The 22,920-nt window shown below is 64.0% G+C and carries 25 protein-coding genes and 3 pseudogenes; 14 read left to right on the top strand and 14 right to left on the bottom strand.

The window, feature by feature from the left end; all coding sequences use genetic code 11:
- Window positions 1-116: 116 nt before the first annotated feature.
- Entirely contained in the window at window positions 117-596 is a 480-nt protein-coding gene (locus LB536_RS22140) for a DUF2127 domain-containing protein (RefSeq protein ID WP_224596314.1), read from the bottom strand.
- A 47-nt stretch (window positions 597-643) separates the two neighbouring features.
- Between LB536_RS22140 and LB536_RS22135 the strand changes: the two genes are divergently transcribed.
- Window positions 644-1,186 (top strand): phosphatase PAP2 family protein, encoded by a 543-nt coding sequence (locus LB536_RS22135; protein ID WP_224596312.1) that lies wholly within the window; start codon window positions 644-646, stop codon window positions 1,184-1,186.
- 52 nt (window positions 1,187-1,238) lie between these two features.
- Window positions 1,239-1,364, top strand: a complete 126-nt coding sequence (locus LB536_RS31145; RefSeq protein WP_263489266.1) for a hypothetical protein — start codon at window positions 1,239-1,241, stop codon at window positions 1,362-1,364.
- Window positions 1,365-1,379: 15 nt separating this feature from the next.
- Here LB536_RS31145 and LB536_RS22130 read toward each other — a convergent pair whose 3' ends face one another.
- Window positions 1,380-2,225, bottom strand: coding sequence for a helix-turn-helix transcriptional regulator (locus LB536_RS22130; protein WP_224596310.1), 846 nt, complete (start codon window positions 2,223-2,225; stop codon window positions 1,380-1,382).
- Window positions 2,226-2,329: 104 nt separating this feature from the next.
- On the opposite strand from LB536_RS22130, the gene LB536_RS22125 reads away from it, so the two are divergent.
- Window positions 2,330-3,214: an SDR family oxidoreductase gene (locus LB536_RS22125; protein ID WP_224596308.1), complete on the top strand. Its 885-nt coding sequence runs from the start codon at window positions 2,330-2,332 to the stop codon at window positions 3,212-3,214.
- A 321-nt stretch (window positions 3,215-3,535) separates the two neighbouring features.
- Here LB536_RS22125 and LB536_RS22120 read toward each other — a convergent pair whose 3' ends face one another.
- The 3 genes and pseudogenes from LB536_RS22120 to LB536_RS31355 form a co-directional block, all read right to left on the bottom strand.
- Window positions 3,536-4,234 carry a RibD family protein gene (locus LB536_RS22120; protein ID WP_224596306.1) on the bottom strand — a complete coding sequence of 233 codons (699 nt, stop codon included), beginning with the start codon at window positions 4,232-4,234 and terminating at the stop codon, window positions 3,536-3,538.
- Window positions 4,235-4,412: 178 nt separating this feature from the next.
- Window positions 4,413-4,814: a type II toxin-antitoxin system HicB family antitoxin gene (locus LB536_RS22115; protein WP_140763551.1), complete on the bottom strand. Its 402-nt coding sequence runs from the start codon at window positions 4,812-4,814 to the stop codon at window positions 4,413-4,415.
- Between the two features lie 77 nt (window positions 4,815-4,891).
- A pseudogene (locus LB536_RS31355) lies at window positions 4,892-5,007 on the bottom strand (type II toxin-antitoxin system HicA family toxin); the annotation flags it as partial.
- A gap of 318 nt (window positions 5,008-5,325) precedes the next feature.
- Between LB536_RS31355 and LB536_RS22105 the strand changes: the two are divergent.
- From LB536_RS22105 to LB536_RS22090, 5 genes and pseudogenes are all read left to right on the top strand, one after another.
- Window positions 5,326-6,273 (top strand): substrate-binding domain-containing protein, encoded by a 948-nt coding sequence (locus LB536_RS22105; RefSeq protein WP_140763545.1) that lies wholly within the window; start codon window positions 5,326-5,328, stop codon window positions 6,271-6,273.
- Window positions 6,274-6,595: 322 nt separating this feature from the next.
- Window positions 6,596-7,024 (top strand): annotated as a pseudogene (locus LB536_RS31350) (ATP-binding cassette domain-containing protein); the annotation flags it as partial.
- Window positions 7,019-8,107 (top strand): sugar ABC transporter ATP-binding protein, encoded by a 1,089-nt coding sequence (locus LB536_RS22100; protein ID WP_411966567.1) that lies wholly within the window; start codon window positions 7,019-7,021, stop codon window positions 8,105-8,107. The pseudogene LB536_RS31350 and the gene LB536_RS22100, both read left to right, overlap by 6 nt.
- Window positions 8,104-9,117: pseudogene (locus LB536_RS22095) on the top strand (ABC transporter permease); the annotation flags it as partial. The gene LB536_RS22100 and the pseudogene LB536_RS22095, both read left to right, overlap by 4 nt.
- 654 nt (window positions 9,118-9,771) lie before the next feature.
- Window positions 9,772-10,074 (top strand): hypothetical protein, encoded by a 303-nt coding sequence (locus LB536_RS22090; protein WP_224596302.1) that lies wholly within the window; start codon window positions 9,772-9,774, stop codon window positions 10,072-10,074.
- A gap of 216 nt (window positions 10,075-10,290) precedes the next feature.
- Here LB536_RS22090 and LB536_RS22085 read toward each other — a convergent pair whose 3' ends face one another.
- Window positions 10,291-10,986, bottom strand: a complete 696-nt coding sequence (locus LB536_RS22085) for an XRE family transcriptional regulator (protein ID WP_181182860.1) — start codon at window positions 10,984-10,986, stop codon at window positions 10,291-10,293.
- Between the two features lie 582 nt (window positions 10,987-11,568).
- Between LB536_RS22085 and LB536_RS22080 the strand changes: the two genes are divergently transcribed.
- On the top strand, window positions 11,569-12,201 hold the full coding sequence (locus LB536_RS22080) for a GcrA family cell cycle regulator (RefSeq protein ID WP_224596300.1): 633 nt from the start codon (window positions 11,569-11,571) through the stop codon (window positions 12,199-12,201).
- Window positions 12,202-12,448: 247 nt separating this feature from the next.
- On the opposite strand, the gene LB536_RS22075 is transcribed toward LB536_RS22080, so the two are convergent.
- On the bottom strand, window positions 12,449-12,766 hold the full coding sequence (locus LB536_RS22075) for a DUF982 domain-containing protein (protein ID WP_224596297.1): 318 nt from the start codon (window positions 12,764-12,766) through the stop codon (window positions 12,449-12,451).
- Between the two features lie 84 nt (window positions 12,767-12,850).
- On the bottom strand, window positions 12,851-13,132 hold the full coding sequence (locus LB536_RS22070) for a DUF982 domain-containing protein (RefSeq protein WP_140508531.1): 282 nt from the start codon (window positions 13,130-13,132) through the stop codon (window positions 12,851-12,853).
- A gap of 80 nt (window positions 13,133-13,212) precedes the next feature.
- Here LB536_RS22070 and LB536_RS22065 point away from each other — a divergent pair, with 80 nt between their 5' ends.
- From LB536_RS22065 to LB536_RS22055, 3 genes are read left to right on the top strand one after another with little or no spacing between them, the layout of a single operon-like run.
- Window positions 13,213-13,875: a YdaU family protein gene (locus LB536_RS22065; protein ID WP_224596295.1), complete on the top strand. Its 663-nt coding sequence runs from the start codon at window positions 13,213-13,215 to the stop codon at window positions 13,873-13,875.
- Complete coding sequence (locus tag LB536_RS22060; protein WP_224596294.1) at window positions 13,796-14,251, top strand: hypothetical protein; 456 nt, start codon at window positions 13,796-13,798, stop codon at window positions 14,249-14,251. Before LB536_RS22065 ends, LB536_RS22060 begins: the two co-directional genes overlap by 80 nt.
- Entirely contained in the window at window positions 14,157-14,750 is a 594-nt protein-coding gene (locus LB536_RS22055) for a DUF6456 domain-containing protein (RefSeq protein WP_224596292.1), read from the top strand. Before LB536_RS22060 ends, LB536_RS22055 begins: the two co-directional genes overlap by 95 nt.
- A gap of 24 nt (window positions 14,751-14,774) precedes the next feature.
- On the opposite strand, the gene LB536_RS22050 is transcribed toward LB536_RS22055, so the two are convergent.
- The 3 genes from LB536_RS22050 to LB536_RS22040 are packed head-to-tail and all read right to left on the bottom strand — an operon-like array spanning window position 14,775 to window position 17,111.
- A complete protein-coding gene (locus LB536_RS22050; RefSeq protein ID WP_140759829.1) occupies window positions 14,775-15,518 on the bottom strand; it encodes a GIY-YIG nuclease family protein in 744 nt (247 codons plus the stop codon).
- Window positions 15,515-16,696, bottom strand: a complete 1,182-nt coding sequence (locus tag LB536_RS22045; protein WP_140759826.1) for a DNA cytosine methyltransferase — start codon at window positions 16,694-16,696, stop codon at window positions 15,515-15,517. Before LB536_RS22045 ends, LB536_RS22050 begins: the two co-directional genes overlap by 4 nt.
- Window position 16,697: 1 nt before the next feature.
- Window positions 16,698-17,111 (bottom strand): very short patch repair endonuclease, encoded by a 414-nt coding sequence (locus LB536_RS22040; protein ID WP_224596291.1) that lies wholly within the window; start codon window positions 17,109-17,111, stop codon window positions 16,698-16,700.
- A gap of 149 nt (window positions 17,112-17,260) precedes the next feature.
- Here LB536_RS22040 and LB536_RS22035 point away from each other — a divergent pair, with 149 nt between their 5' ends.
- Entirely contained in the window at window positions 17,261-18,187 is a 927-nt protein-coding gene (locus tag LB536_RS22035; RefSeq protein WP_224596289.1) for an HNH endonuclease, read from the top strand.
- 70 nt (window positions 18,188-18,257) lie between these two features.
- On the opposite strand, the gene LB536_RS22030 is transcribed toward LB536_RS22035, so the two are convergent.
- A complete protein-coding gene (locus tag LB536_RS22030; protein WP_224596287.1) occupies window positions 18,258-18,575 on the bottom strand; it encodes a hypothetical protein in 318 nt (105 codons plus the stop codon).
- Between the two features lie 220 nt (window positions 18,576-18,795).
- On the opposite strand from LB536_RS22030, the gene LB536_RS22025 reads away from it, so the two are divergent.
- Window positions 18,796-19,656, top strand: a complete 861-nt coding sequence (locus tag LB536_RS22025; RefSeq protein WP_224596285.1) for an NmrA family NAD(P)-binding protein — start codon at window positions 18,796-18,798, stop codon at window positions 19,654-19,656.
- 55 nt (window positions 19,657-19,711) lie between these two features.
- Here the strand turns inward: LB536_RS22025 and LB536_RS22020 are convergent, their stop codons facing one another.
- On the bottom strand, window positions 19,712-21,733 hold the full coding sequence (locus tag LB536_RS22020) for an acyltransferase family protein (protein ID WP_224596283.1): 2,022 nt from the start codon (window positions 21,731-21,733) through the stop codon (window positions 19,712-19,714).
- Between the two features lie 543 nt (window positions 21,734-22,276).
- Window positions 22,277-22,864 (bottom strand): TetR/AcrR family transcriptional regulator, encoded by a 588-nt coding sequence (locus LB536_RS22015; protein ID WP_224596280.1) that lies wholly within the window; start codon window positions 22,862-22,864, stop codon window positions 22,277-22,279.
- Window positions 22,865-22,920: the final 56 nt, after the last annotated feature.

Genomic DNA, 22,920 nt, shown 5'->3' with positions numbered 1-22,920 from the left:
CTCGCGATCGTCGCAGCAGAACTCCCAGATCCACCTACCGGCATTCCGCGCAGGACACCTTCCGGTGGGGGACATTGCAGCCATGGACTTTGATCCGGTGGGCGAATGCCGTACCGCTAGCGGCTTGCTACCTTGTGCCGCAGAACGAGGCGATATTCATGCCAGATCAGCCAGATGACGATCAGGTCGAATATGGTGAGCACGATCAACCCGGCCGAGTGGGTATAGCTGAAGCGGTAGAGCTGGTAGACGATGAAGACCAGCAAGGCGACAAGCGATGCCGGATAGGCCCATAGCTTGCCCCACAACAGGCCTGCGACCAGGGCAATCTTGATGAGGCCGTGACTGAGAAGGTAGAATGCGTAGAAATGCTGCGTGCCGACAGAGAAATGGCCTGCCGCGTCCATCAAATGGCCGGCGATGAAATCGTGCGGGTCGTCGACCAGCTCTTCCTGCGTGAGCCTGTTCACCAGCGACACGATCGTGCCGGTGCCGACGACGGCGAGCAGCAGGCCGCCGACGCATTCGACCAGGGCGTGTGCGCCTTTTAGCAGCAGGCTGACCTCGAAAATCTGGTGGACACGCTGCTCGTTCATGCAGTCTCCTGGCGTTTGGCGTGGCGCGTCGATGACAGGGTGAGTTGATGGACGTGACGATTACACATTGGATCAATTCGGCGGCGGGAATAAGCCCAGTGCTGGATCAGATCATGATAGCCGTAACGAAATTCGGTGTTCCGCTTCTGGTGGCCTGCGTTGTGCTGCAATGGTGGAGCAGGCCGGACAGGACGCATGTGCGACATGCCGCGATCGCAGCTGGACTGTCTTTCCTGCTCGGACTTGGCGCCAACCAGATCATCCTGCTTTTCGTGCATCGCGTGCGTCCCTACGACGCCGGCGTGACCCACCTCATCATTCCCGCCAGCATCGACTGGTCGTTTCCTTCGGATCACGCGACAGCGGCTTTCGCCATCGTTGCCGCATTCGCCCTACAGGCGCTTCCGGGGCGCGCGTTGGTTTTCGGAGCAATGGCGCTGCTGGTTTGCTGGTCGCGGCTGTTTGTGGGCACCCACTACCTAACGGATGTGCTTGGCGGCGCTCTGACCGGCATTGCCGCCGCCGTGCTTGCCCGCGCCATATACCGCGAAGACTCCAGGCTCGACCGGCTGGCGACAAACATCCTGTGAGGGAAATCGGCTGTCGAGCAAACTCGGCCGTAATCGTGCAGGCCTTGCGTCCATGACCGATTCGCCAGACGCCTCGCTGACGCTCAGCGATTTCGCCGAACCGTCGATCCGCCCGCATGCCAATCTTTACTGGGGGCCGACTTTGCAGATCCTGAAGGCGATGTGCGAACGCCCTTGAACGGATCCAGCGTCATTACGATGGGTCCGCCTCTTGCAGTTCGTGGTGCCGGGCCAGCGCGCGAATTCGATCGGCGACCTTGCCGTCCACCGGGTTGTAGACGGTCAGGCTCAGATCGGGCCGGCCGTCGACCGCGAAGGCCGAATATTCGAGCTCGATGTCTCCGAGTTCGGGGTGCTTCAGGCGCTTTGTCCCGTCGCCATGGCTGAGCACGTCGTTTTCCCGCCATAGCGCGTCGAACTCCGGGCTGGCGCCGCAAAGCTCCTCCACCAACTGGGCGACCTCCGACACCGCGCCGGCGCGTGCCGCGTCGGCCCGGAACGCACCGACCACGAAGCGGGCGAGGTTTTCCCAATCGTGCTGCTTGGCGCGGATGGTGGGGCTCAGGAACATGAAGCGCAGGATGTTGTGCTGACCGGGGGGCAGGACGCTGTAGTCGGTGAGCACGACCTGCGCGGCGCGGTTCCAGGCAACGACATCCCAGGTCGCCGTCTTGATCAGGGCCGGGCTCGCCTCGAGCGTGTCGATGAGGCGCTGCAGCCGGGGGCTGACGCCCTCGGCGCCGACGTAGCGGACCTCCGGCGGGCGCCCCAGCCCGAGCATGAAAAGATGTTCGCGCTCGGCCTCGGTCAGCAGCAGCCCCTTGGCGATCCGGTTCAGCACGTCGGCCGAAGGCGCGCCGCCGCGGCCCTGTTCCAGCCATGTGTACCAGGTCGGGCTGATGTTGGCGCGCTGGGCGACCTCTTCCCGTCGCAGTCCCGGCGTGCGCCTGCGCCCGGAGAAGCCGAACGATGCGGGGTCGAGCCGGGTGCGCCGGTCTTTCAGAAATGCCGCGAGCGAACCGGCGGAATTGTTGGGCATCCTGTTAGCCTTCAAGCTGGTAGTCATTATACCATGATAAGATCACTACTTTAATGGAATAATAGAGCAGCGATACTGCGCGGGCAACTGTGCAGGAGATTTGCATGCGTATCTTTCTTACCGGCGCGACCGGCTTCATCGGTTCGGCGCTCGTTCCCGAACTCATCCAGGCCGGCCACCAGGTGGTCGGTGTCACCCGCTCCGATGCCGGCGCCGAGGCGTTGGCCGCCGCGGGCGTGGAGGTGTATCGCGGAACCCTCGAGGATCCCGAGGGGCTGCGCGAAGGCGCGGCGAAGGCGGAGGCCGTGATCCACACCGCGTTCGACCATGATTTTTCGCGGTTTGCCGAGAATTGCGAAAAGGACAGGCGCGTGATCGCGGCACTCGGCCAGGCACTCGCCGGCTCCGACCGGCCGCTGGTGATCACGTCGGGCACCGGCATGGGCGCCGCCGGACATGGTGAGTTGGCGGTCGAGGACGTCTTCAATCCCAGCCATCCCAATCCGCGCGTCGCCTCGGAACTCGCCGGGAATGCCCTGCTGGAGGCAGGCATCAACGTGTCGGTGATGCGGCTGCCACAGGTCCATGACACGGTCAAACAGGGGCTGATCTCGCCGCTCGTCGAAATCGCGCGCCAGAAGGGCGTCTCGGCCTATGTCGGTGAAGGCCGCAATCGCTTTGCGGCGGGCCATCTCCTCGACGTGGCGCGCCTCTATCGCCTTGCCGTGGAAAAGCGGCAGCCGGGCGCACGCTATCACGCGGTCGGCGAGGAAGGCGTCGAGGTGCGGGCGATCGCCGAGGCGCTTGGCGGGGGCCTGAACCTGCCGGTGGTTTCGATCGCGCCGGAAAAGGCGGCGGAGCATTTCGGCTGGATGGCGATGTTCGCTCCCATGGACCTGCCGGCTTCCAGCGCGCTGACCCAGGCGCGGCTCGGCTGGCATCCGACCGGGCCGACGCTGATCGCCGATCTCGACGCCATGCGGTACTGAGGCGCATAGCAACGTTCGAGGTTAGCCGAAGCCTCTAAACTTCGTTATCCCTGGGCGCAGCAGGAGCGGCGCTCCGTCACGGAGAGCCTGGGATCCATTCCGTGACCTGGGCCGAAGAGCGCAGCGGAGCAGAACTCTGCACTGTGGCGGTGCTCAGAAGTCCCGGCATGGATCCTCGGGTCTGCGCCGCGTCGCTACGCTCCTTGCTCCGCCCGTGGATGACGAAGCGATGGAGGCATGCAGTCCATAAACGCAAGCACGCAGCCTATTCAGGCTTTTGCACCAGGCAACCAGACGGAAAGCGGTTTCCTGCTTTCAGGATCATGCAGGGCTGACGGCGTAGCGCAGATGGACGACCCCATGCGTGAGGGGCTTGCAGTCCGTAAGCGATAGCCGCACCTTGCCGGCAAGGCCGGCCTCGCCGAACTCGACAAAGCCCTGGTTTGCCGCCCGCGCATCGAGCGCGGGGGCAATGAGAAGGCTGAGTTCGTCGATAAGCCCCGCCGCGAAGAAGGAGCCGTTGATACCGGCGCCGCCTTCGAGCAGCAGCCGGCGGATGCCGAGTTCGCGCCCGAGCACGTCGAGCATCGCGGCGAGATCGATGTTGGCCGTTTCCGACACGATATAGGACACGCCGTCGGCGGCGAGTTCGGCCAGATGGCTGTCGGCGACGTCGTGGCCAAGCAGCACCACGACATGGTCGCCGCCGATGTCGGGTTTGGCGAAGTGCAGCTTGCCGGAGGCATCGAGCGCCACGGCATAGCTGCCCGCGTCGCGCCGCGCGAAATGATGCGGCCGGTCGACCTTGCCCCCATGCGCCGGCGGGTGCGCGCCGGCTTTGCTCATCTCCGCCATGGTGACGCGGCCGACGATCCAGGCGTCGCCTTCGAGGTCGTTGTGGATCTGTTCATAGAGACCCGACCACTCGGCCCGGCTGCCATCGGGGCTGGCGGTATAGCGGCTCGGATGAAGGCTGCCGTCGAGCGAGGCAAGCATATGGCAGATGATTTGCGGCTTCATGCGATTTCTCCGGAGATGGATTCCAAAATTCAGGCCTTGTCGTGCGTGGTCCTCCCAAACCGTACCGCTTTTAGGCGCTCGCACGACACGAGACGGCTGGCCAAGGGAGCAGCCAAACTCTCGCAGACCGTGAAGTAACGCCCGCTATGTCGATTGCAATGTTTGAGGCGTGACCGGGCTAGGCCGCTTCAAGCGCCATCACCTTCTCCGCCGCCTTCGCCAGAAACCCCGATCGCGTATAGCCGTGGGCTTCGGCAAAGGCATCGATCCGCTGGAGAACATCGTCCGGCAGCGTCACGTTGATACGCACCGCCTTCCTGGCCCCGGTTCTTGCCGCGACCAGGATTGCAACGCCGTCACGATTGTCGGCGTCTGTCATCACTGTCTCCAGACTGGAAGGCTCCGGAATGGCATCGCCATCCTCGACCAGCCCTTCGATATGGAGGGCAAGCGCCTCTTCAGCCATGGACCGGGCGTCATCCAGATCCTTGCCGGCGGTAATCACGCCTGGGAAATCAGGGAAAGACACGCCGAAGTCGCTGTCGGCATCCTTGTGGATAAGTCCGATATACTGCTTCATGTCCGTCACCTCGGTTTCAGTCCAGATTGCTTTTCGATGCTGCGCAAAGTGCCTATCGGAATATCGCGCTTGGGATGGGAACGGTGACGCGCCCTGGCTTGTCGCGGTGTTTGAATTGCGCATGGCTACCCTTTCGGGCGACCTCGAACCAACCGTCAGCTTCCAACAGACGGATGATTTCAGCGCTAGTCATGTGTATTTATACACATCGAAAGGCGGCCTTTCAATAAAAATACGGAAGGAAGCCATGGCCCTCGAAGGAGCAGCATGCCCGCAATCCAAAATTCCGACAAGTCGCCGTCCGGCTCTGTTATATCGATGTTACACAAACGGTTGACCCTGGGTTAGCATCCTCTTGTTGACGCCGATCGGAGGAATTTAGGCGGCGGTCAGCTGGAGCTGCATGCGTTCTTGGCGCAAGGAGGATGCTCCAACACTTTAACCGGCGCATGATCCTTCCTGAAACCGGTCCCGGTTTTAAGGGACGTGCGCTTCAGTGGAGGAGGAACCCATGAACAGACGTGAATTCCTGATGACGTCCGTGGCCGCGGGCGCCATGATGTTGGCCGCACGCTCGGCTTTCGCCGAGGACAAGCTCACCATTCTCGGCTCGGTGCCCAGTCTCGGCTTTCCGTTCTTCGTGCATATGCTGAACGAGATCAAGGCCGAAGCGCAGGCGCAAGGCGTCAACCTGACCGAGAGCGACGGCCAGAACTCGGCCACCAAGCAGACCGCCGACATCGAGGCGGCGCTGGTGCAGAAGGTCAATGCGATCGTCATCTCGCCGCTCGACGTCAACGCGCTGGCGCCGGCCATCGAGGAAGCGGTCAAGGCCGGCGTTCCCGTGGTGACGATCGACCGCCGCGTCGACGGCGTCCAGGGCATTCTGGCCCATGTCGGCGCCGACAATGTGAAGGGCGGCGAAGCGGAAGCCCAGGCCGTGGTGGCGGCATTCCCCAATGGCGCCAAGCTGTTCCACCTGCAGGGCCAGCCGGGCGCGGGTCCCGCCATCGACCGCAACAAGGGCGTGCACAATGTGCTCGATCCGCTGAAGGACAAGTACCAGATCATCTATGAGCAGACCGCCAACTTCGCCCGCGCCGAGGCGCTGACGGTGACGGAAGCCGGCCTTGCCGCCAACGGCAAGCCGGACGCCATCATCTGCGCCAATGACGACATGGCGCTGGGCGCGCTCGAGGCGTGCGCCGCGCGCAACTTCAGCGACGTCAAGATCTACGGCTTCGATGCGCTGCCGGAAGCGCTGGTCGCCGTGCGCGACGGCAAGCTCGCCGGCACGGTCGAACAGTTCCCCGGCAAGCAGTCGCGCACCGCCGTGCAGATCGCGGTCGCCTACGCCAAGAACAAGACCGAGCCGAAGGAGAAGCTGGTGCTGCTGACGCCCATCGTCATCGGCAAGGACAATCTCGACAAGGCTGAGAGGCTGAACGAGACGAAGTAGGCCGACTGGAAAGGCCGGCGGGACAGCACCCCCCTCTGTCCTGCCGGACATCTCCCCCTCGAGGGGGGAGATCGGATGTCTCTTCCGCCTTCGCCAATCTCCAGCATTGCAGGAAAGGGCGCTGGCGTTCAGGCTGCCAATCTCCCTCCTTGAGGGGGAGATGTCCGGCAGGACAGAGGGGGGCGCTCAGGCGCAACTTGACTCATGCAGGGATGGCAACAAGGAGAAGTCTTTGCCTTTAGCTGAAGCCGCATCCCCTGTCCTGCTTGCCGTCGAGGGCGTCACCAAGCATTTCGCCGGCGTCACCGCGCTGAGCGATGTCTCGCTCGACGTCCGCCCCGGCGAAATTCTCGGCCTGCTTGGCGAAAACGGCGCCGGCAAATCGACGCTTCTGAAAATCCTGTCCGGCGTCATGCCGCCTTCCGGCGGCCGTATCACCTTCGATGGCGCCGAATACCAGCCGGCGAGCCCGCAGGACGCCAAGCGGCACGGTATCGTCACCATCTACCAGGAGCTCAGCCTGATCCCGACGTTGACGGTGGCGGAGAACATTTTCATCGGCCGTGCGCCGACCGGACCGCTCGGGCTGGTGAGTTGGCGCAAGATGGAACAGGATTCCCGCGCCATCATTGCCCGCGTCGGTCTCTCCATCGACCCGATGACGCCGGTATCGGCACTGTCGGTGGCCGAGCAGCAGCTGGTCGAGATCGCCCGTGCGCTGTCGTTGAAAAGCCGGCTGATCATCATGGACGAGCCGACCTCGGCACTGACCGAAACCGAGGTGCAACGCCTGCTGTCGATCATGGACCGGCTGCGCAAGGACCATGTCGCGATCATGTTCGTCACCCACCGGCTGGAGGAGGCATCCGCCATCTGCGACCGCATGACGGTGCTGCGCGACGGCAGGCTGGCGGGGCATCTCGACCGTCAGGGCGGACCGATCAAGCTGCCCGCCATCATCGAAAAGATGGTCGGGCGCGCCGCCTCCGAACTGTACGCGCGGCCGGCTCAACGCGCGGCGGCCGGCGATGTCGTGCTTTCCGTGCGCGGCTTGCGCACCGTGCGCGACCCCGAGGCGCCGCATGCCATCGTGCTCGATGGCGTCGACGTCGACCTCAAGGCGGGCGAGATCCTCGGCGTCGCCGGGCTTGTCGGCTCGGGCCGCACGGAACTGGCGCGTGCCATTTTCGGCGCCGACCGCATCGCGGCGGGAACGATCACGCTTGATGGCAAACCGATAGCGCCTGTTTCGCCGGCCGACGCCATCGCGCTCGGCATCGGCCTGGTGCCGGAGGACCGCAAGCACCAGGCGATTTTTGCCGCGCTCGGTATCCTGCCGAATTTCTCCGTCGCCTCGCTCGGGCGCTTCAGCAACGGCTTCGGTTTCATGGCCGAGCGGCGCGAGCGCGACGCGCTGTCGGGGTTCAGGAAGATGCTGTCGATCCGCATGGCGTCGGCCGAACAGGCGATCGAGGGCCTGTCGGGCGGCAACCAGCAGAAGGTGATCCTGGCGCGCTGGCTGGCGCGCGACCCGAAAGTGCTGATCGTCGACGAGCCGACCCGCGGCGTCGATGTCGGCGCCAAGGCGGAAGTGCACCAGATCCTGGTGCAACTGGCGGCGCGCGGCATCGCGGTGATGATGATTTCGTCCGAGCTGCCCGAGGTGCTGGCGGTGTCGGACCGCATCGTCACCATGCGCAAGGGGCGCATCACCGGGCAGATGCCGGGCGTCGAGGCAAACGAGGAAAAGCTGATGGAATTGATGGCGCTCGACAGGCAGGATACGCCGGGACAGGACGCGCCGGGACAGGACGCGGAAGGGCAGGCACGATGAGCATCGCCGAGGAACAGAACCAGCGCGGCGGCGTGACGATCGCGCGGCTTTTGATGAGCTTCGGGCCGCTGCTGTTCCTGGCGGCGCTGGTCGTCGTCTTCACCGTGCTGAAGCCGAGCTTCATCGACCCGATCAACCTGTTCAACATCACGCGCCAGATCTCGATCACCGGGCTGATCGCGCTCGGCATGACCTTCGTCATCCTCACCGCCGGCATCGACCTGTCGGTCGGCTCGCTGCTCGCCTTCTGCGGCATGGTGGCGGCCGTTGTCGCCAAGGGCGGCACCGCCAATACGCTCTCGCTGTCGACCTCAGGCACGCAGGGTTTTGGCTGGTTCGCCGCGCTGCTGGCCGCCGTCGTGGTCGGTGCGCTCGCCGGCGGCGTGCAGGGGTTCGCCATCACAAGGCTGAAAGTGCCGCCCTTCGTCGTCACGCTGGGCGGGCTGACGGTATTCCGCGGGCTGACGCTGACCATCTCCAATGGCGGGCCGATCTCGGGCTTCGACGCCTCGATGCGCTGGTTCGGCACCGGGCTGATCGGCCCGGTGCCGGTGCCGGCGCTGATCTTCGCCATCGCCGCCATCCTGTGCCACATCGTGCTGCGCTACACCCGCTACGGCCGCGCCGTCTACGCCGTCGGCGGCAATGCGGAGGCCGCGCGGCTATCGGGCCTGCGCGTCGACCGTATCCTGGTCTCCGTCTATGTCATCGTCGGCTTCTTCGCCGGGCTTGCCGCCTTCGTGCTGTCAGCGCGGCTGAATTCCTCCGAAGCGGTCGCCGGCATCGGCTATGAGCTGACGGTGATCTCGGCCGTCGTCATCGGCGGCACCTCGCTGTTCGGCGGCATCGGCTCGGTCGGCGGCACGGTGGTGGGCGCGGCCCTGATCGGCGTGCTGCAGAACGGGCTGCAGTTCAACAACGTCTCGTCCTATACGCAAAGCATAGTCATCGGGCTGATACTGATCCTGGCGGTGGCGTTCGACCGCTGGCTGAAATCACGGGTGAGGCGGAGAGGGGGTGGTTTTTCCTTCTCCCCTTCTTGTGGGAGAAGGGAAAACCGGCTGCCGCGTTGCTTGCAAAAGTCCTCGCCTGAAACCCGCAAATGGCGCTATCGAGCCGCCGCAGCTCAAGCCGCTTGCCTTGCTTCATGGCCGAAGCGGCGGAAGAAACGGGCCAGGAGAAGCTGCTGCCTTGCTCTGGCGAGATCGGGCAAGCGCCGTTCCTGGCGCCAGCGCGGCATGTTGCGCCAGCCGGCGATGAAGCGGGCTGCATCCTCGACGGCTTCATGCGCCGACAGCGCTGGGCCAATCGCGGCCAGGAACAGCAGCTCCGACGGTTTCAATTCGTCGATGACGGCCTTGCGCCTGAAATGATCCAGGCGGGCCTGAGCGATACCGTTGCGGCGGATGGCCTCGAAGGCTTCGAGCAAAGCGGGACTGTCACCGGTGTAACCGCAGGCGCGGGCGAAATCGGCGGCATCCATTCTTGCTCCCGGTTCTGGCGCGTGCAATTCCGCGCCGACTCACGCTTGCAAGTCACATATAAGCATAACTCAAACTGATGTAAAAGAGAGACTTTTGGAGGAGTCTGGAAACTGCGACTCGACTCCTGCTTCAAAACACGGGAAGATACGAACAAATCAGGAACAAACGGACGGAGGAACGATGGCGTTGCCGGGCAGGGAAGCAGTGATCGCGCAGGTTGCCTCGCTGTCGGTCGAGTGCGCCGATTGCGGCCGCAACAGGTGGTGGCGGCCCGATCAGTTGAAGCGCTTCGGGGTGAACGGGAACACGCCGCTGGCCGCGCTGTCGGGTCGCATCGTCTGCTCGGCCTGCCGTGCCGAAGGGCTGCCGGGCAGCGCGGTCTCGATCCAGGCCGCGTTCATCGACGAGCGCCAGCGCGTGCGCTCGGAAGCGCGGATGCTGAGCGACCGCGAAGTGCCGCTGGAAGGATCGAGGTGGGCTTGAGAGGCGCTGGTTCTTCCTTCTCTCCTTGTGCCCCTTGTGGGAGAAGGTGGATCGGCGCGTTAGCGCCGAGACGGTTGAGGGGTGTTCCAGCGAAGTGAGACGTCGGCGTTCTCTGGAGCGCCCTCATCCGACCCCGCTTCGCGAGGCCACCGCCCTGGGCGAGTCACGGGCCTCGCCCGCCCTTCGGAACCCGCAAGGGGAGAAGGAAAGGGCGCCCTAATATCCCAGCAGTTCCTTCAGCGGAATGACGCGCCAGACCTGCTTGATGGCGTAGCGGTTGAAGGTCAGCGTCTTCGGCGGATTGTACTGCTCGACCACCAACTCGCCCGCGGTGCGCCGGACCAGCTTCTTGATGAAGGCCTTGCCGTTCTTCTCGTTTTCTTCGGGAAAGCTCTCGATCACCACGTGGTCGCCCGGCACCGCGTCGCGGCCGCCGCAATAGATCATGTCGCCGGGTTCATAGCGCGGCACCATGGAATCCGAGAGCACATGCAGCGCGAACACTTTCGGCAGGTTGCGGACCCCCGGCGGACGCTGCACGTACCCTGCCGGCTCGCCGTTGAAGGTGAAGTCGCCGTCGTCACCGCCGACGGCGGCGCCCAGCACCGGAATATCCATCGCTCCGGCCGGCAGCGGGCCGGCATCGGTGACGATCTCGGCGTCCGCCACCGGGCCGGCATCGTCGAGGAAGACGACCTCGCCCTTGCCGAGCGCCACGGGGTCGACGCGCAGGAAGGCAGCGGTCTTCAACAGGTTCTCGGTCTTGGGCAAGTTGCGCCCGGTTTCCCAGTTGCCGACGGCCGCGACGTCGGTGTCGTTGTGCTCGGCGATGTGGCGCATGACCAGGCCGCGCTGCTTGCGGGCCTGGCGGATCGCGGCCCCGACCCTGATCGACAGTTGCGTTTTCACCATGGCCTCATGTGACCAATAAGTCTTGCTTTCGTCCATGAAAGAATGACTTGCATCAGCTTTTGAGTTATGCTTATATCACTTCATGCAAAAGCTCAATCCCCTCAGAGTCGACAGCGCCTCCAGCCGGCCTTGCCGGGCTGCCCTTTCCCTTCCGCCCCGGCCGCCTCCTCCCCGGCCGGGGCGAAGCGCGAAGCCGATTGCCTCGGTGCATTGGCCTCGCGTCCGGCCTGCCCGTCACCGGCGGCCGGAACGGCCGGAGCCGCCGCTCCCCGCGGCTCCGGCCCCCCATTCGACCTGGCCGCGGGTTGTTCCCTGATCCGCACGCAGGACGGCACCGTCATTCTGTACGAGCCGACGACGGGCAGGGTGGTTTCCGCCCCTGACAGGGACATGGCGTCGGCGCGGCTTGCGCGCCTTGCCCAGTCAGCCGACCGGCGGGGCTGAAAGCAACCCTTCCACAGGCAACCCAGCGGCCGACAGGCCGGACCAGGCCCCGGCAGCCCATGGCGGCTGCGGGCAAACCCCGACGCTTGCCTGACGGCGCCGTGTGCGGCGGCCGCTGGCCGCGCAATGGAGACGGACATGGCAAGCTACAGCGACAGCGAATTGCAGGCGATCGGCGCCTGGCTGAGGGACGGGCTTTCAGCATCGGGGATCGCGGCGGCGTTCAGCGCGCAGCGCGGCGCGCGCGTATCACGCAACGCCATTATCGGCATCGTCCACCGCAGCGCCATGCTGGGTGCGATCGGCTTTGCCAATGGCAAGGGCCGGCCGGCGGCCCGCACGGCGATGGCCAAGGCAGCGAGCCGCGCCGCCAAGGTGGAAGCCAGCCGTTCCGGCGCCAGCCTGCAGCCGGCGGTCAAACCGGCCACACGGCCGAAGCGGGCTCCTTCGCCCGTCCGGCCACGGCTTTTCCAGCGCGAGGCGGGCGTGCTGATCGCCGATGGGCAAACCTACCGTATCAAGGTACCTGCGCCGCCACGTGGTCCCATCGGCCGGCAGCCACATGGCGTGGCCATGCGCTTCATCGACTGCCTGTTCAATCGCTGCCGAGCTCCGCTCGACCTGAGAGTGGAGGAAGACCCTCAAAATGGTGCGCCCGGCGGGCGGCCAGGCCAGGACATGCTGTGCTGCGGCATGCGCACCAGGGCGATGAAAAGCTACTGCACCTATCATCAGGCGCGGTTCCAGCGCCGTGTTTGCGAGGCCGGGTAAGTCCCTTCTCCCCGTTCAACGGGGAGAAGGTGCCGGCAGGCGGATGAGGGACGGCGCCGACATAACGGAATTTGGAACTCGGGCAGACGTCAACCTATGGAAACGCTGGCGCTGCCCTCATTGCCCTGCCGGACATTTCTCCCCGTGTAATGACGGGGAGAAAAAGCCGGCACCGACGCTTTCGCCAATCTCGGTCGATGTGGAAAATATTGGGAGAATTGTTTTGAACAGCACTCGCGCCGCACCGCTATTTCGGCATCTGGCGGCCCTGTTTGGGCAGACGGCTCTGCACCGTCCGTCGCTCCAGCATCGTCGCCGGGCCGCCGCCGGCAACCAGGATGCCGGCAACGCGGGCAAAGCCGGTGAATACTTTTATCGCATCGGCTTGCGAAATCTGCGCCGCGATGGCGGCGCTGCAGGCGTTGAGCGCACTACGATAGACGTGGCCCCGTCGCTCGATCGGCCAGCGCTGCAGGAAATCGGCGGCGTCGCTGACATTCTCGATCTCCTCGACATGTCCGTCCAGGGACACTTTGAGCGGCACTCCGGTTTTCATCGTACCCATGGCATTCACCTTCGGCCCAGGCGCGGCATTCAAGCCGACGCTCATAAACGCACAAGGCCGGCAAGCGGTTGCATCGCCGCCGTTTCAGGGGCTCGCCGCCGCGTCGAGCCACTCATGCGCGCGGCTTCTTGGCTTGGCTACCAATATGCCCTGTTGCCTGGCCGCCTCGCGAAAGGCCTCGAAGGCGGGGCGTGGGCAGCAGGTGCCCTCGACCGCGAGCCGGATGAGCCGTGCTGCTTCGAGATAGGCCGGCGCGGTCTTGTCGGGCCATTGGTGACGAAGCGCCGTCGCCGCATCGGCCACCGAGCCGACCAGCATGGTCTTGTTGTCGCAGAAACGCAGGGTCACCGGCATGAAAGCCGTCATGGGCAAACCTCCCCTAGCCATGGACGCGTCATAACGTCCGGACCGGCGGCTGGTTCCATTAGCGCGGCGTGGAGCGCGGCATGAGCGAACGGCCTTTCATGCAGCTCTACGTCTCCGATTTCATCGGCGACACGCTGCAGCTCTCGACCGAACAGATCGGCGCCTACATGCTGCTTCTGATGGCAATGTGGAATGCCGGCGGCAGCCTGCCCGACGACGACGCCAGGCTGGCGCGCGTGGCGCGCCTGCCGTTGAAACGATGGCGGGCGATCAGCGCCGAGCTGTTGGCCTTCTTCGAGCGCGAGGACGGGGAGATCGGCCACAAGAGGCTGACGAAGGAGTTGCACAAGGCGAGGCTCAAGAGCGAGGCGAGGGCGGCCGCCGGCGCGCGCGGCGGGGCCGTCACCGCCTTGAAAGCAAAGGCGCATGTCCAGGCAAATGCCGATGTTTTGATGCGGCATTCTCCAGATTCCAGAAACCAGATGGAAGAAGCTTCCGCTTTTTCAGCGCGCGGGGCGCGCGAAAGACCGGGGATTTCGATTCGGGGCCGTGAGGCGGCTTCGGGATCGCACGGCCCCGGCCGACCCAAGAAACCGCCGGGCTGGATCAGGCCGAAAACCCACGGCGACGCCGCCGCCGCCATCATCGAGGAGATCCGCGGATATGACAACGGCCGAACTGCAGCAGGCGACGAAGGCGCTGGCGGCAATGTTCTCCTGCTTCCCGCAATCCGCACTGACTGATGTCGAGATGCAGCTGCGCGGCTATCTCGGCGCCATCAGAGATGCCGAATTGGCCGACCTGCAGGCCGCCATCCAGCGCTTCGTGCGCGGCGAGGTGAGGAGCGGCAACGCGCAGTTCTGCCCTTCGAGCGCGCAACTCTGCATCGAAGTGCGCGAGCGGCGGGTGATGCGCGAGCTGCTGGCGCGGCGCGGCGCGACCTTCCCTACCTCTCCCCCGCAAGGCGAGGAACCCAGGTTCAGCAAGGCCATCACTCGAATACCCAACCACGAGGAGCCACCCCATGCCCAAGAAAACCAAAGCCGCCAGACCGCAGGCGCCGAAACTGCCGAAGGGCGAGGCCGAGCAGGTGCGCATCCGCCGCGAGGTCGGCCATGATTTCGCGCTGAAGGACGATGCCTTCGGCCGCAAGCGGCTGACATCGGGCACGGCGGAGGCGCGGCGCGTCTACGAGGTGTCGAATGACGGCCATACCTCCACCGGCGGCATCGTGCGGGTGCGCAATGTCGACCCGCTCCTGGGCATCACCTCGCTGTCGCGCCAGCAGCGCGAGGCCGGCCTGCGCTACCGCGAGCATTTCCAGGGCAGCCAGCGGGCCGATATCAAGCCGATGCGCTGGACAGAGCGCGTCGACGGCGGCCGCGTCGGCGGCGGCATCGCCGACAGCGTGCTCAACGCCGGCCGCGCGCATGCCGCAGCGACACGGGCGCTCGGGCATTGGGACGTGACGGCAATCGTGCAGAAGGTCGTGTGCCTGGAACAGCCGGTGAAGACCGTGGCCGAGCAGGATGGCGAAGGACGCGACGTGGTGACGAAGCTGCTGAAGGTGGGGCTCGACCTGCTGGCCGTCCACTATGGGATGATGATGGGGCGCTGAGGCGCGGCTGTTTGTTAGGCCCTTCTACCCCTTTGAAACCGCGATTACTTCAGCCTGGGGGTAATCACGTTTCTCTTTGTAGAGGATGATGTAACCGGGCAGGGCAGTCGCCTGCCATCCTTGAGGTAAGGGATCCACGATATGACGGATTGCTGACCTTGGAGTTAGAGGGCCGCTCAATGCCGCCAGCTTGGTTGCATCGAAATCCGAGTCCATCTTCTGGAAACGGAACGTGTACGGCAAGGCCTCTTTGAGCCGAGCGAGGGCGCTTGACGCGGTCTCGCCATGGTCGATGGCGAACGCCATTTGCCGGTCAATGTCGATCGGGAACTTGGCGTCATAGTTCTTGGGTTTGACCTTAGTGGTGTCGCGCTGCCTACCTGGATCGTTGGAGCCGAATCCGCTTCCGTTCCAATCTATGGCCTTTACGCCGCCATAGTGGCGTATGAGATTCGCCTCCAGATCCATGGCTGTGAACACGAAAATGCGCACGGCCCTGAAGCTGACGCGCGCTGGATCCAGGCCCACGCGGTGCACGATCTTGCGGGCATGGCGCGACAGGCGCTTCTGGAGTCCGGCCTCGGCGTCAGTCTTGCCTACATATACGAGTTGGCCATCAAGCAGGAGTTGATAGACGCCCTGTTCTTCGGGGACCGCCTGCAAACTCGCGCTGTTGAGCGGAGCAGCATCAAGCCTGTCGAGCACCTCGATAAGTCGTGCCAACAGTGCGCCTGGGAGGTCGAATTCGAATTCGACATAACCCTTCATTTCAAGAAATCCGACCCACCGAAGTCGAGATGGCGTTTCACGCTGCGCGCGATGATGGTCGCCAGTTCCACCGGGACAGCATTGCCGAGCTGGCGCATCGTTTCGGACCATGCGCCGTGGAAACGGAAATTGTCCGGGAATGTCTGCAAGCGAGCGCTTTCGCGCACGGTGAAGTAGCGCACGCTACCATCTGGCCGCAGCAGCATGTTCTCGCCACCCGGAACGCCGTGGACACCTGCTTTCAACGTCTTGGCCGGTTCGTCAAGTGGGCTTCCGGTATGCCCGGGGTAGGATCGCGCCCCAGGTTGGAACCGGTGGTTGCTATGGTTCGCGGCCTTTCGCAACTCATGCTCGGGATCGGGCAAATCACCAATCGCGTCTCGCGTTGTCCGCCATGGTGCGGTTTTTGGTTTGACGTCGAGTCGTGCCGCGCGCTCGGAATGCCTATCCCCAACCTTGCGATCAGCATTGCGGACTTTGTGTCGATCCCAGTAATCCCCGTTTTCCTGATCCCACAGCAAGGCCTCGAGAGAGTGTGTTTCCAATGGAAAAGCCCATTTGATGTCGAGGTCGGCTCGGAAGCCCACGAAAATCACGCGCTCCCGACGCTGCGGGATACCGTAATTCGCCGCGTTCAACGAACGTGGAACGACCCGATATTCAAGGCCTCTTGGTCCGCGACGGCCGGTATGATGCTTTTCAAGCCGACGCAGATGGCTTTCCCAACCCTCGTCGGATTCGGCGACTAGCTCCGGGTATGTCATCTGCAGCACGATATGCGAAAAATACGTCGCGAAGGTTTCGCGGGTCAGCCCTTTCACATTCTCGAAGATGAAGGCACGTGGCTTGGTTTCCCGAACCGCCCGGACTGCTTCCGGCCACATATCACGCGAATCCAGATGGGCGCGATGCTTGCCACCCAGCGAGAATGGTTGGCAGGGCGGGCCGCCTGTCACCAGATCGATCTTGCCCTCGTGCGCCCGAAAATCCACGCCGCGGACATCGCCCTCGATGGGCTCCGGCCAATCACCGACCAGGCCGAGGCCATCGGCCCGGTTTTCGCGAATGGTGTCGCAGCACCACCGGTCCCACTCGATTACGGCTTCCGGCGTGAATCCGGCACGGCTCACACCCATGCCAAGCCCGCCAGCGCCCGCGAACAGCTCGATCGATTTCATGCTATTCCCCCACGAATTGGCGCAGCTTGTTCTCTAATTGTTCACTCTGCCGCAATTCGCATTCCCAGACAACCAGTACCTTCCAGCCGAGCCGCTTCAATGCATCCTGTTTGAGCGCGTCGCGCTCCGCGTTCGCCGACAATTTAGGTCCCCAGAAGTCCAACCGGGACTTTGGAAGGCGAGCGAGCCTGCACGCCGGATCGTCGTGACGATGCCAAAAGCATCCATGAATGAAAATCGCTTTTTTTCGTTTTCCAAAAACAATGTCCGGTTTTCCGGGTAGGTCGCCACGATGGAGCCGGTAACGGTAGCCCATGCGGTGAAGGAGCCGCCGAACGACCATTTCTGGCTTCGTATCCCTGCCATGGATACGCGCCATTCGTTTGCTTCGTTCGATAGTCGAGAGGGTGTCCACTTTTCATCGTCTCATGATTCGGGAAGATGGTGTTGCGTTTTGCCGCGAATGTGAAGGGCCACACGCGCAAGCATTGCTGGAGGAAGCCGTCTCGCTCGATGCTCGAAACATGGCTAAGTTCCACTCCGTGTAGTGCCGGGGGGGGAATCGTGAAAGCCATCTTCGATTTGAAGTCGGGGTCTCGTTATAAGGACGGCCAAGGCCACTATCACTTTCCGGCTCGCTATCTGGAAGTAGCTCGAAATTCGGTTGGCGATTGGGTGCTCTACCGTGAGCCACGACGCAATAATGGTAGCCAAGCGTATATTGCCGTCGCTCGGGTGGCCGATATTGAGCCGGATCTGGAACTGGCCGGCCACTACTATGCCAATGTGACGGACTATCTTGATTTTCCGGCACCTGTGCCCTTCAAAAACGATGGCCGCTACGCCGAGACAGCGCTACGCGATATCGGTGACCCGCGCCGCGTCGGTCGAGAGATACAGGGCAGATCGATACGGTTAATCCCGCAGGAGGATTTCGACGAGATCGTTCTGGCTGGTTTGCGCGAACCACTTGACCCCGCAAATGCCAAAAGACTTAGCCCCGATATGCTTCCGCTCGACGTTCCATGGTCGATGCAACCTGGTTTCGATGGACAGTCCGGTTTTGCCGAGACAGTCGATCGTCGGGTCGAGCAGATTTTGCTAAACCGCAAAGTCCGTGATGCAACTTTCCGGCTGGAGGTCTGTCGCGCCTATGAGGATACCTGCGCTGTCACCGGCTTGCGCATCATCAATGGTGGTGGTCGATCTGAAGTTCAGGCCGCTCATATCAAGCCGGTCGCGGCTAATGGTCCCGATGTTGTGCGCAATGGCATCGCACTATCGGCCACGGTGCACTGGTTGTTCGACCGACACCTGATTTCGATAGGCGAGAACCATCGGCTGCTGGTCGCTCACAATCGGGTCCCCAGTGAATTGAGAAATCTCTTTCGCCCTGAATCCCAGGGTTTGCACTGGCCCAAGGATTCGCGATTGATGCCACATCCGGCGTTCTTGGCTCATCACCGAGAGCGGTTCGCGGGCGTGCACTGATCTTGAGGCACGCTTTTATCCGTTGGTTAGCAAGCCACCGGCCGACGGTATGCCGGCCGGACAAATAAGGTCAATAACCGCAGACACGCACTCTCTCGATGACACGGTGGTGATGACGCCAGTGCCTCACCACCTCGATACGGCAACGATGGCTGTGCATACCGAAATAGCGCGGCCGATAGCCGTTGTCATACATGCGGTAGTGGTGACGGCCATAATAGGGGCCATAGTCGGAATAGGCGCCGTAATAGTCGCGATTTCTGGGAACGTAGTAATCGCCATCATAGCCATTCCCGATGCCGAGCGTGATACTGGCGGCATTTGCGGGAGCGATCACTGACACCGCCGAAATCATTGCGATGACTGATGCAAGCAAGAGCTTTTTCATGACAACCTCCTCTTCAAGGTGTGCCTAATAAACGCTGCGGTAGCGACCCTGTTCCCATAAATCGGTGGATCGATGGCTGGAACCGCGCGCCGTGACGGCAAAAGCGGGCCGCTGCGATGGGGCGGTGCGTGGCCATACGTGTCAGCATGGTGACGCGAACTTTGAACCTCGGCCGCCGCCATCCATTCCCCTGTATGCAACCAGCAAGGGAGATTGGATCATGCATATCATTCTTGGCGGCACCGGGCATGTCGGCTCGGCCGCTGCGGCAGCGTTGCTGCGGCAAGGCGAGCCGGTCACGGTCGTGACGCGCGATAAGGCAAAGGCGTCGCCTCTGGCCGCGCAAGGCGCCGAGGTGGCGGTGGCGGACGTGCTCGATGTCGAGGCGCTGCGTGGCGTGTTCAGGCGCGGCACACGGGCGTTCCTGCTCAATCCGCCGGCCGATCCTTCGACCGACACGGATGCCCAGGAGCGCAGGACGGTGGAGGCGATCATTGCCGCGCTTGACGGCTCGGGGCTGGAGAAGGTGGTCGCCGAATCGACCTATGGCGCGCAGGCCGGCGAGCGTACCGGCGACCTCACCGTCCTGCATGGGCTGGAAGAGAAGCTGCATCGCCAGCCCATTGCCGGCAGCATCATTCGCGCGGCCTATTACATGAGCAATTGGGATGCCTCGCTGGAGACCGCCAGGCGTGATGGCGTGGTCAACACGCTTTTGCCGGCGGATTTCGAACTGCCCATGGTGGCGCCACGCGACCTCGGCGAAGCGGCGGCGCGCTTGCTGATGGAGCCGGCGGACAAGAACGGGCTGCATCATGTCGAAGGGCCGTCGCGTTACACCGCCAGGGACGTTGCCGCCGCCTTCGGCGAGACGCTCGGCAAGGCGGTCAGCGTGGTCTCGGCACCCCGCGAACATTGGGTGGAGACGTTCGAGGACATGGGTTTTTCGCCGGAAGCCGCGCAATCCTATGCGCGCATGACGGAGGTGACGGTCGATAGCACCTATGATCCGCCGACCAGGCCGGAGCGCGGGAAGGTGACGCTGGTGCGGTATGTGGCCGATCTTGCCAGAGCTGGGTGAGCGGGGTGGCGTTTCTTCCTTCTCCCACAAAGGGAGAATGAAGGTCCAACTCTTTCTAAAACAACGCCTTTTCCAGCGGTCCCTCCAGCGTCTCGGCAAACCCCGTCGCCAGATGATGCCGGTCGCGGAAGGCGAGTATGCCGCCGATGAAGACGTGGCATTCGGTCGAGCCGCAGAAGCGGTCGGTGAGGTCGACATAGCGCGTGTCGGGCACGCTTTTCACCACCGCGCGCTCTTGCGCGGCGGCGCCGTCATTGGCGGCCTCCGCCCTCGGCGTGTCGCACAGCGACGGCGCCTCGCGCCACCACAGCGCGCGGGCAACGCAGGCGTCCGCGAAGCTGTCGCCGATCGGCGTGTCGCGGATGACGGCGGTCTCGACGCCGGCCTTGCTGAAGGCCTGCAAGGTGGAGCGCAGGCCGGCCTGCCAGCGCGCGGTCTCGGCCTTGCGGCTGGCGGCGGACATGTCGCGGGTCAGATTGCCGATCGAGAATTCCGAGATCACCACCAGGCGCGGCTTGCGGCGGATGATGTCTGAAATCGCCTGTTCGCGCCAGGCGTCGCATTCGGTGTAGTCGCGCTTGAGCACGGCGTTGAAGGTCGACAGCCGCGAGGCGCGGCATGAGGATTTGAGGTAGGTGACCACTTTGGTGTCGTTGCGTTTTGCCGCTTCGACCAGCGGCGTCGACCAATGGTCGGCATGCGAATCGCCGAACAGCACGATGGTGTGGGCGGCGTCGGCCGGCCCGAAGGTGCAAGGTTTCGGTTTCACCGTGTGGAAGTCGAGCAGGCAGCTCTTGTCGACGGCGCGTGCGATGGAAGGCTGTTCGGCGGCCTCTTCGATGTCGCGCTGGGTAGGGTCGATGTTGCGGGTGGCCAGATGCGCGTTGGCGTAGGCCGCCGCCACGCCGGCGGCGGTCAGCACAAGGGCCGGGGCGAGGGCCAGTCCGGGAAACAGCCGAGGCGGTTTTGCGCCCGGGCCGGTGTTGAAGGCGCGCGCGACCGCCGCCGGCCAGTCGCCGCGCCGCGCCGGGTTCTCGATCAGCCGGTAGGTCGCCGCCGACAAGGCAAGCGCCAGTACGGCGCAGCCGATGCGCTGCACGACGCCGAGGTCCGGCTCCAGCATCCCGGCATAGACGATGATGGGCCAGTGCCAGAGATAGAGCGAATAGGAGAGCGTGCCGACCCACTGCAAGGGTGCCAGCGAGAGCATGGCGGCGGGTGCCAAGGCCTGCCAACGGGTGCCGGCCGGTGCGTCGCCCTGCCTGCCGGCGCCGCTCAAGAGCACCAGCACGGTGCCGGCAACGGGCAGCAGCGCGTACCAGCCGGGGAAGGGCAGGTCTTCGCTCAAGGCGAGATAGGCCAGGGCGATCAGCGCCAGGCCCAGCCATCCCTGTGCCGCCCGCAGCCAGGACTGATGCCGCCACAAGGCTGGCGCTGCGAACGTCGCCAGGCCGCCGGCTGCGAACTCCCAGGCGCGCAGCGGCGAGAAGTAGAAGGCCCAGGCCGGCGAGAGGCTGGTGAGCCAGAGGCAGGCGGCGAAGGAGGCGAGGCCGACGATCCCGATCACTGCCACCGTCATGCGCCGGCCCGGATATAGCCAGGCGGCGAAGACGAGCAGTGCCGGCCAGACGAGATAGAATTGCTCCTCCACCGACAGCGACCAGAAGTGGATGAAGGGGTTGCTCGAGGCGTCGGCGGCGAAATAGTCGAACGACCAGCGCAGCAGCCACAGATTGATGGTGTAGGCCGCCGCATACATGGCGCCGCGCGAATAGAGCGCCTGCTCCTGCGGCGCCAGGATAAGGGTGCCGGCGGCGAGCGTGGCCAGGATGACGAAGATGGCGGCCGGCAGCAGGCGCCGGGCGCGCCTGGCATAGAAGCGCCAGAGGTCGAGCCGGCCGGTCTCGGTGATCTCCCGCATCAGATGCGTCGTGATCAGCCAGCCGGAGATGACGAAGAAGATGTCGACGCCGGCAAAGCCGCCGGGCAGCGCGGTGAGGCCAAAATGGTAGGCGACGACGCCGCCGACCGCCAGCGCGCGCAAGCCCTGTATATCAGGCCGAAACGATGCCGCCACGAGGCCTCCTTGGTGCAAGCCCAGCCCCCAAGATCCCAGCCCTCGCCAATCTCGGCCGGACAGGCCGCTATCGCAATGCAATAAATCTTTCGCAGTGCAACATGGCCGGAACCAGGAGAAGCGTGCAACCGCTTCATGGAAGCGCGGCAACTATGTCGATCGATGGAATTCGCGGCGTCACGACAAACGCCTCGAGTGGGGAACCGGATCGCATGCAAAAGGAGCGGCAGTATTCGCCAACATCCTCCCGCCGCCGCCAATCGCGGCGTGCCTCCGGGTTGGCCAGGCTTGCGGCCGTTTGGACAACTTCGCGATTTGCGGATGGTTCCGGAGGCTCGACACGGCGGTCCCGGCGCTCCAAAAAAGCCCCGCCGGCGAGGCATTGATTGCAGGGTCTTGTCGTCGCCCGGGAGGCGATCACGCAGCTCGCGGAGAATTTCAACGTTCGATGTCCGTTTCTACAGCCATAGTCGCGCCGACCTCGGACGGCTGCCGCCCGGCGGCCTTGGACGCTCCGGGCTAACAGCTTTGCCGTCCGATCCTCTACGGCGCCTCGTCGCCCCTGCGTGGCTGCGCCAGCGACCGGGCCGCATCCGCTCCGGCCGCCAGGATGCGATCCGATAGGTCAGCGCCCTCCACCGCGCGGGCCAGCTGAAGCGTGCCGATGAGCGTGGCGAAGATGCCGAATGCCACGGCTTCCGGATCGCCTGTATGCGGCGGGAGAGCGGCTGACACCTGGCGCACCAAAGTCATCAAGCGTTCGGTGTAGAGTTGCCGCGTTTCGGGCTGCTCCCTCGCGATTTCCGGCAACAGGGCGGCGGAAGCGCAGCCCGTGCCCGGACTATCGCGGTGCTGCGTCGACAGATAGGCGTCTATGGCCGCTGCCAGGCCGCCGGAGGCCAGCGCCTGCGCGATCTGGCCTGACTGACCCTCCAGCGCCGCCGCCACGCATTCCTGGACAAGTACCGCCTTGGAGGGAAAATGCGGATAGAAGGCGCCGTTGGTCAGCCCGGCGTCGCTCATGATGCTTGCCAGTCCCGAGGCGGCAATGCCGTCGCCCCGGAACCGTTGTGTGGCGACCTCCATGATCCGGCTGCGCGATGCGTCCTTCCGGCCCTTCTCGTATCGCATGATTTTTCCTTTCTGCTCGCTATTGTATTATGAGCATAATATGATATTACGAATAT

It is taken from the genome of Mesorhizobium sp. ES1-3 (genome assembly GCF_020164795.1).
Classification (GTDB): Bacteria; Pseudomonadota; Alphaproteobacteria; order Rhizobiales; family Rhizobiaceae; genus Mesorhizobium.
Note: the sequence above shows the minus strand (reverse complement) of the source record. Positions and strands in the feature narration are given on the sequence as shown.

Excerpts from the sequence above, each read along its gene's own strand:
- LB536_RS22140 (WP_224596314.1), bottom strand. The coding sequence starts at position 596 with ATGAACGAGCAGCGTGTCCACCAGATTTTCGAGGTCAGCCTGCTGCTA.
- LB536_RS22135 (WP_224596312.1), top strand. The coding sequence starts at position 644 with ATGGACGTGACGATTACACATTGGATCAATTCGGCGGCGGGAATAAGC.
- LB536_RS31145 (WP_263489266.1), top strand. The coding sequence starts at position 1,239 with ATGACCGATTCGCCAGACGCCTCGCTGACGCTCAGCGATTTCGCCGAA.
- LB536_RS22130 (WP_224596310.1), bottom strand. The coding sequence starts at position 2,225 with ATGCCCAACAATTCCGCCGGTTCGCTCGCGGCATTTCTGAAAGACCGG.
- LB536_RS22125 (WP_224596308.1), top strand. The coding sequence starts at position 2,330 with ATGCGTATCTTTCTTACCGGCGCGACCGGCTTCATCGGTTCGGCGCTC.
- LB536_RS22120 (WP_224596306.1), bottom strand. The coding sequence starts at position 4,234 with ATGAAGCCGCAAATCATCTGCCATATGCTTGCCTCGCTCGACGGCAGC.
- LB536_RS22115 (WP_140763551.1), bottom strand. The coding sequence starts at position 4,814 with ATGAAGCAGTATATCGGACTTATCCACAAGGATGCCGACAGCGACTTC.
- LB536_RS22105 (WP_140763545.1), top strand. The coding sequence starts at position 5,326 with ATGAACAGACGTGAATTCCTGATGACGTCCGTGGCCGCGGGCGCCATG.
- LB536_RS22100 (WP_411966567.1), top strand. The coding sequence starts at position 7,019 with ATGGACGAGCCGACCTCGGCACTGACCGAAACCGAGGTGCAACGCCTG.
- LB536_RS22090 (WP_224596302.1), top strand. The coding sequence starts at position 9,772 with ATGGCGTTGCCGGGCAGGGAAGCAGTGATCGCGCAGGTTGCCTCGCTG.
- LB536_RS22085 (WP_181182860.1), bottom strand. The coding sequence starts at position 10,986 with ATGGTGAAAACGCAACTGTCGATCAGGGTCGGGGCCGCGATCCGCCAG.
- LB536_RS22080 (WP_224596300.1), top strand. The coding sequence starts at position 11,569 with ATGGCAAGCTACAGCGACAGCGAATTGCAGGCGATCGGCGCCTGGCTG.
- LB536_RS22075 (WP_224596297.1), bottom strand. The coding sequence starts at position 12,766 with ATGGGTACGATGAAAACCGGAGTGCCGCTCAAAGTGTCCCTGGACGGA.
- LB536_RS22070 (WP_140508531.1), bottom strand. The coding sequence starts at position 13,132 with ATGACGGCTTTCATGCCGGTGACCCTGCGTTTCTGCGACAACAAGACC.
- LB536_RS22065 (WP_224596295.1), top strand. The coding sequence starts at position 13,213 with ATGAGCGAACGGCCTTTCATGCAGCTCTACGTCTCCGATTTCATCGGC.
- LB536_RS22060 (WP_224596294.1), top strand. The coding sequence starts at position 13,796 with ATGACAACGGCCGAACTGCAGCAGGCGACGAAGGCGCTGGCGGCAATG.
- LB536_RS22055 (WP_224596292.1), top strand. The coding sequence starts at position 14,157 with ATGCCCAAGAAAACCAAAGCCGCCAGACCGCAGGCGCCGAAACTGCCG.
- LB536_RS22050 (WP_140759829.1), bottom strand. The coding sequence starts at position 15,518 with ATGAAGGGTTATGTCGAATTCGAATTCGACCTCCCAGGCGCACTGTTG.
- LB536_RS22045 (WP_140759826.1), bottom strand. The coding sequence starts at position 16,696 with ATGAAATCGATCGAGCTGTTCGCGGGCGCTGGCGGGCTTGGCATGGGT.
- LB536_RS22030 (WP_224596287.1), bottom strand. The coding sequence starts at position 18,575 with ATGAAAAAGCTCTTGCTTGCATCAGTCATCGCAATGATTTCGGCGGTG.
- LB536_RS22025 (WP_224596285.1), top strand. The coding sequence starts at position 18,796 with ATGCATATCATTCTTGGCGGCACCGGGCATGTCGGCTCGGCCGCTGCG.
- LB536_RS22015 (WP_224596280.1), bottom strand. The coding sequence starts at position 22,864 with ATGCGATACGAGAAGGGCCGGAAGGACGCATCGCGCAGCCGGATCATG.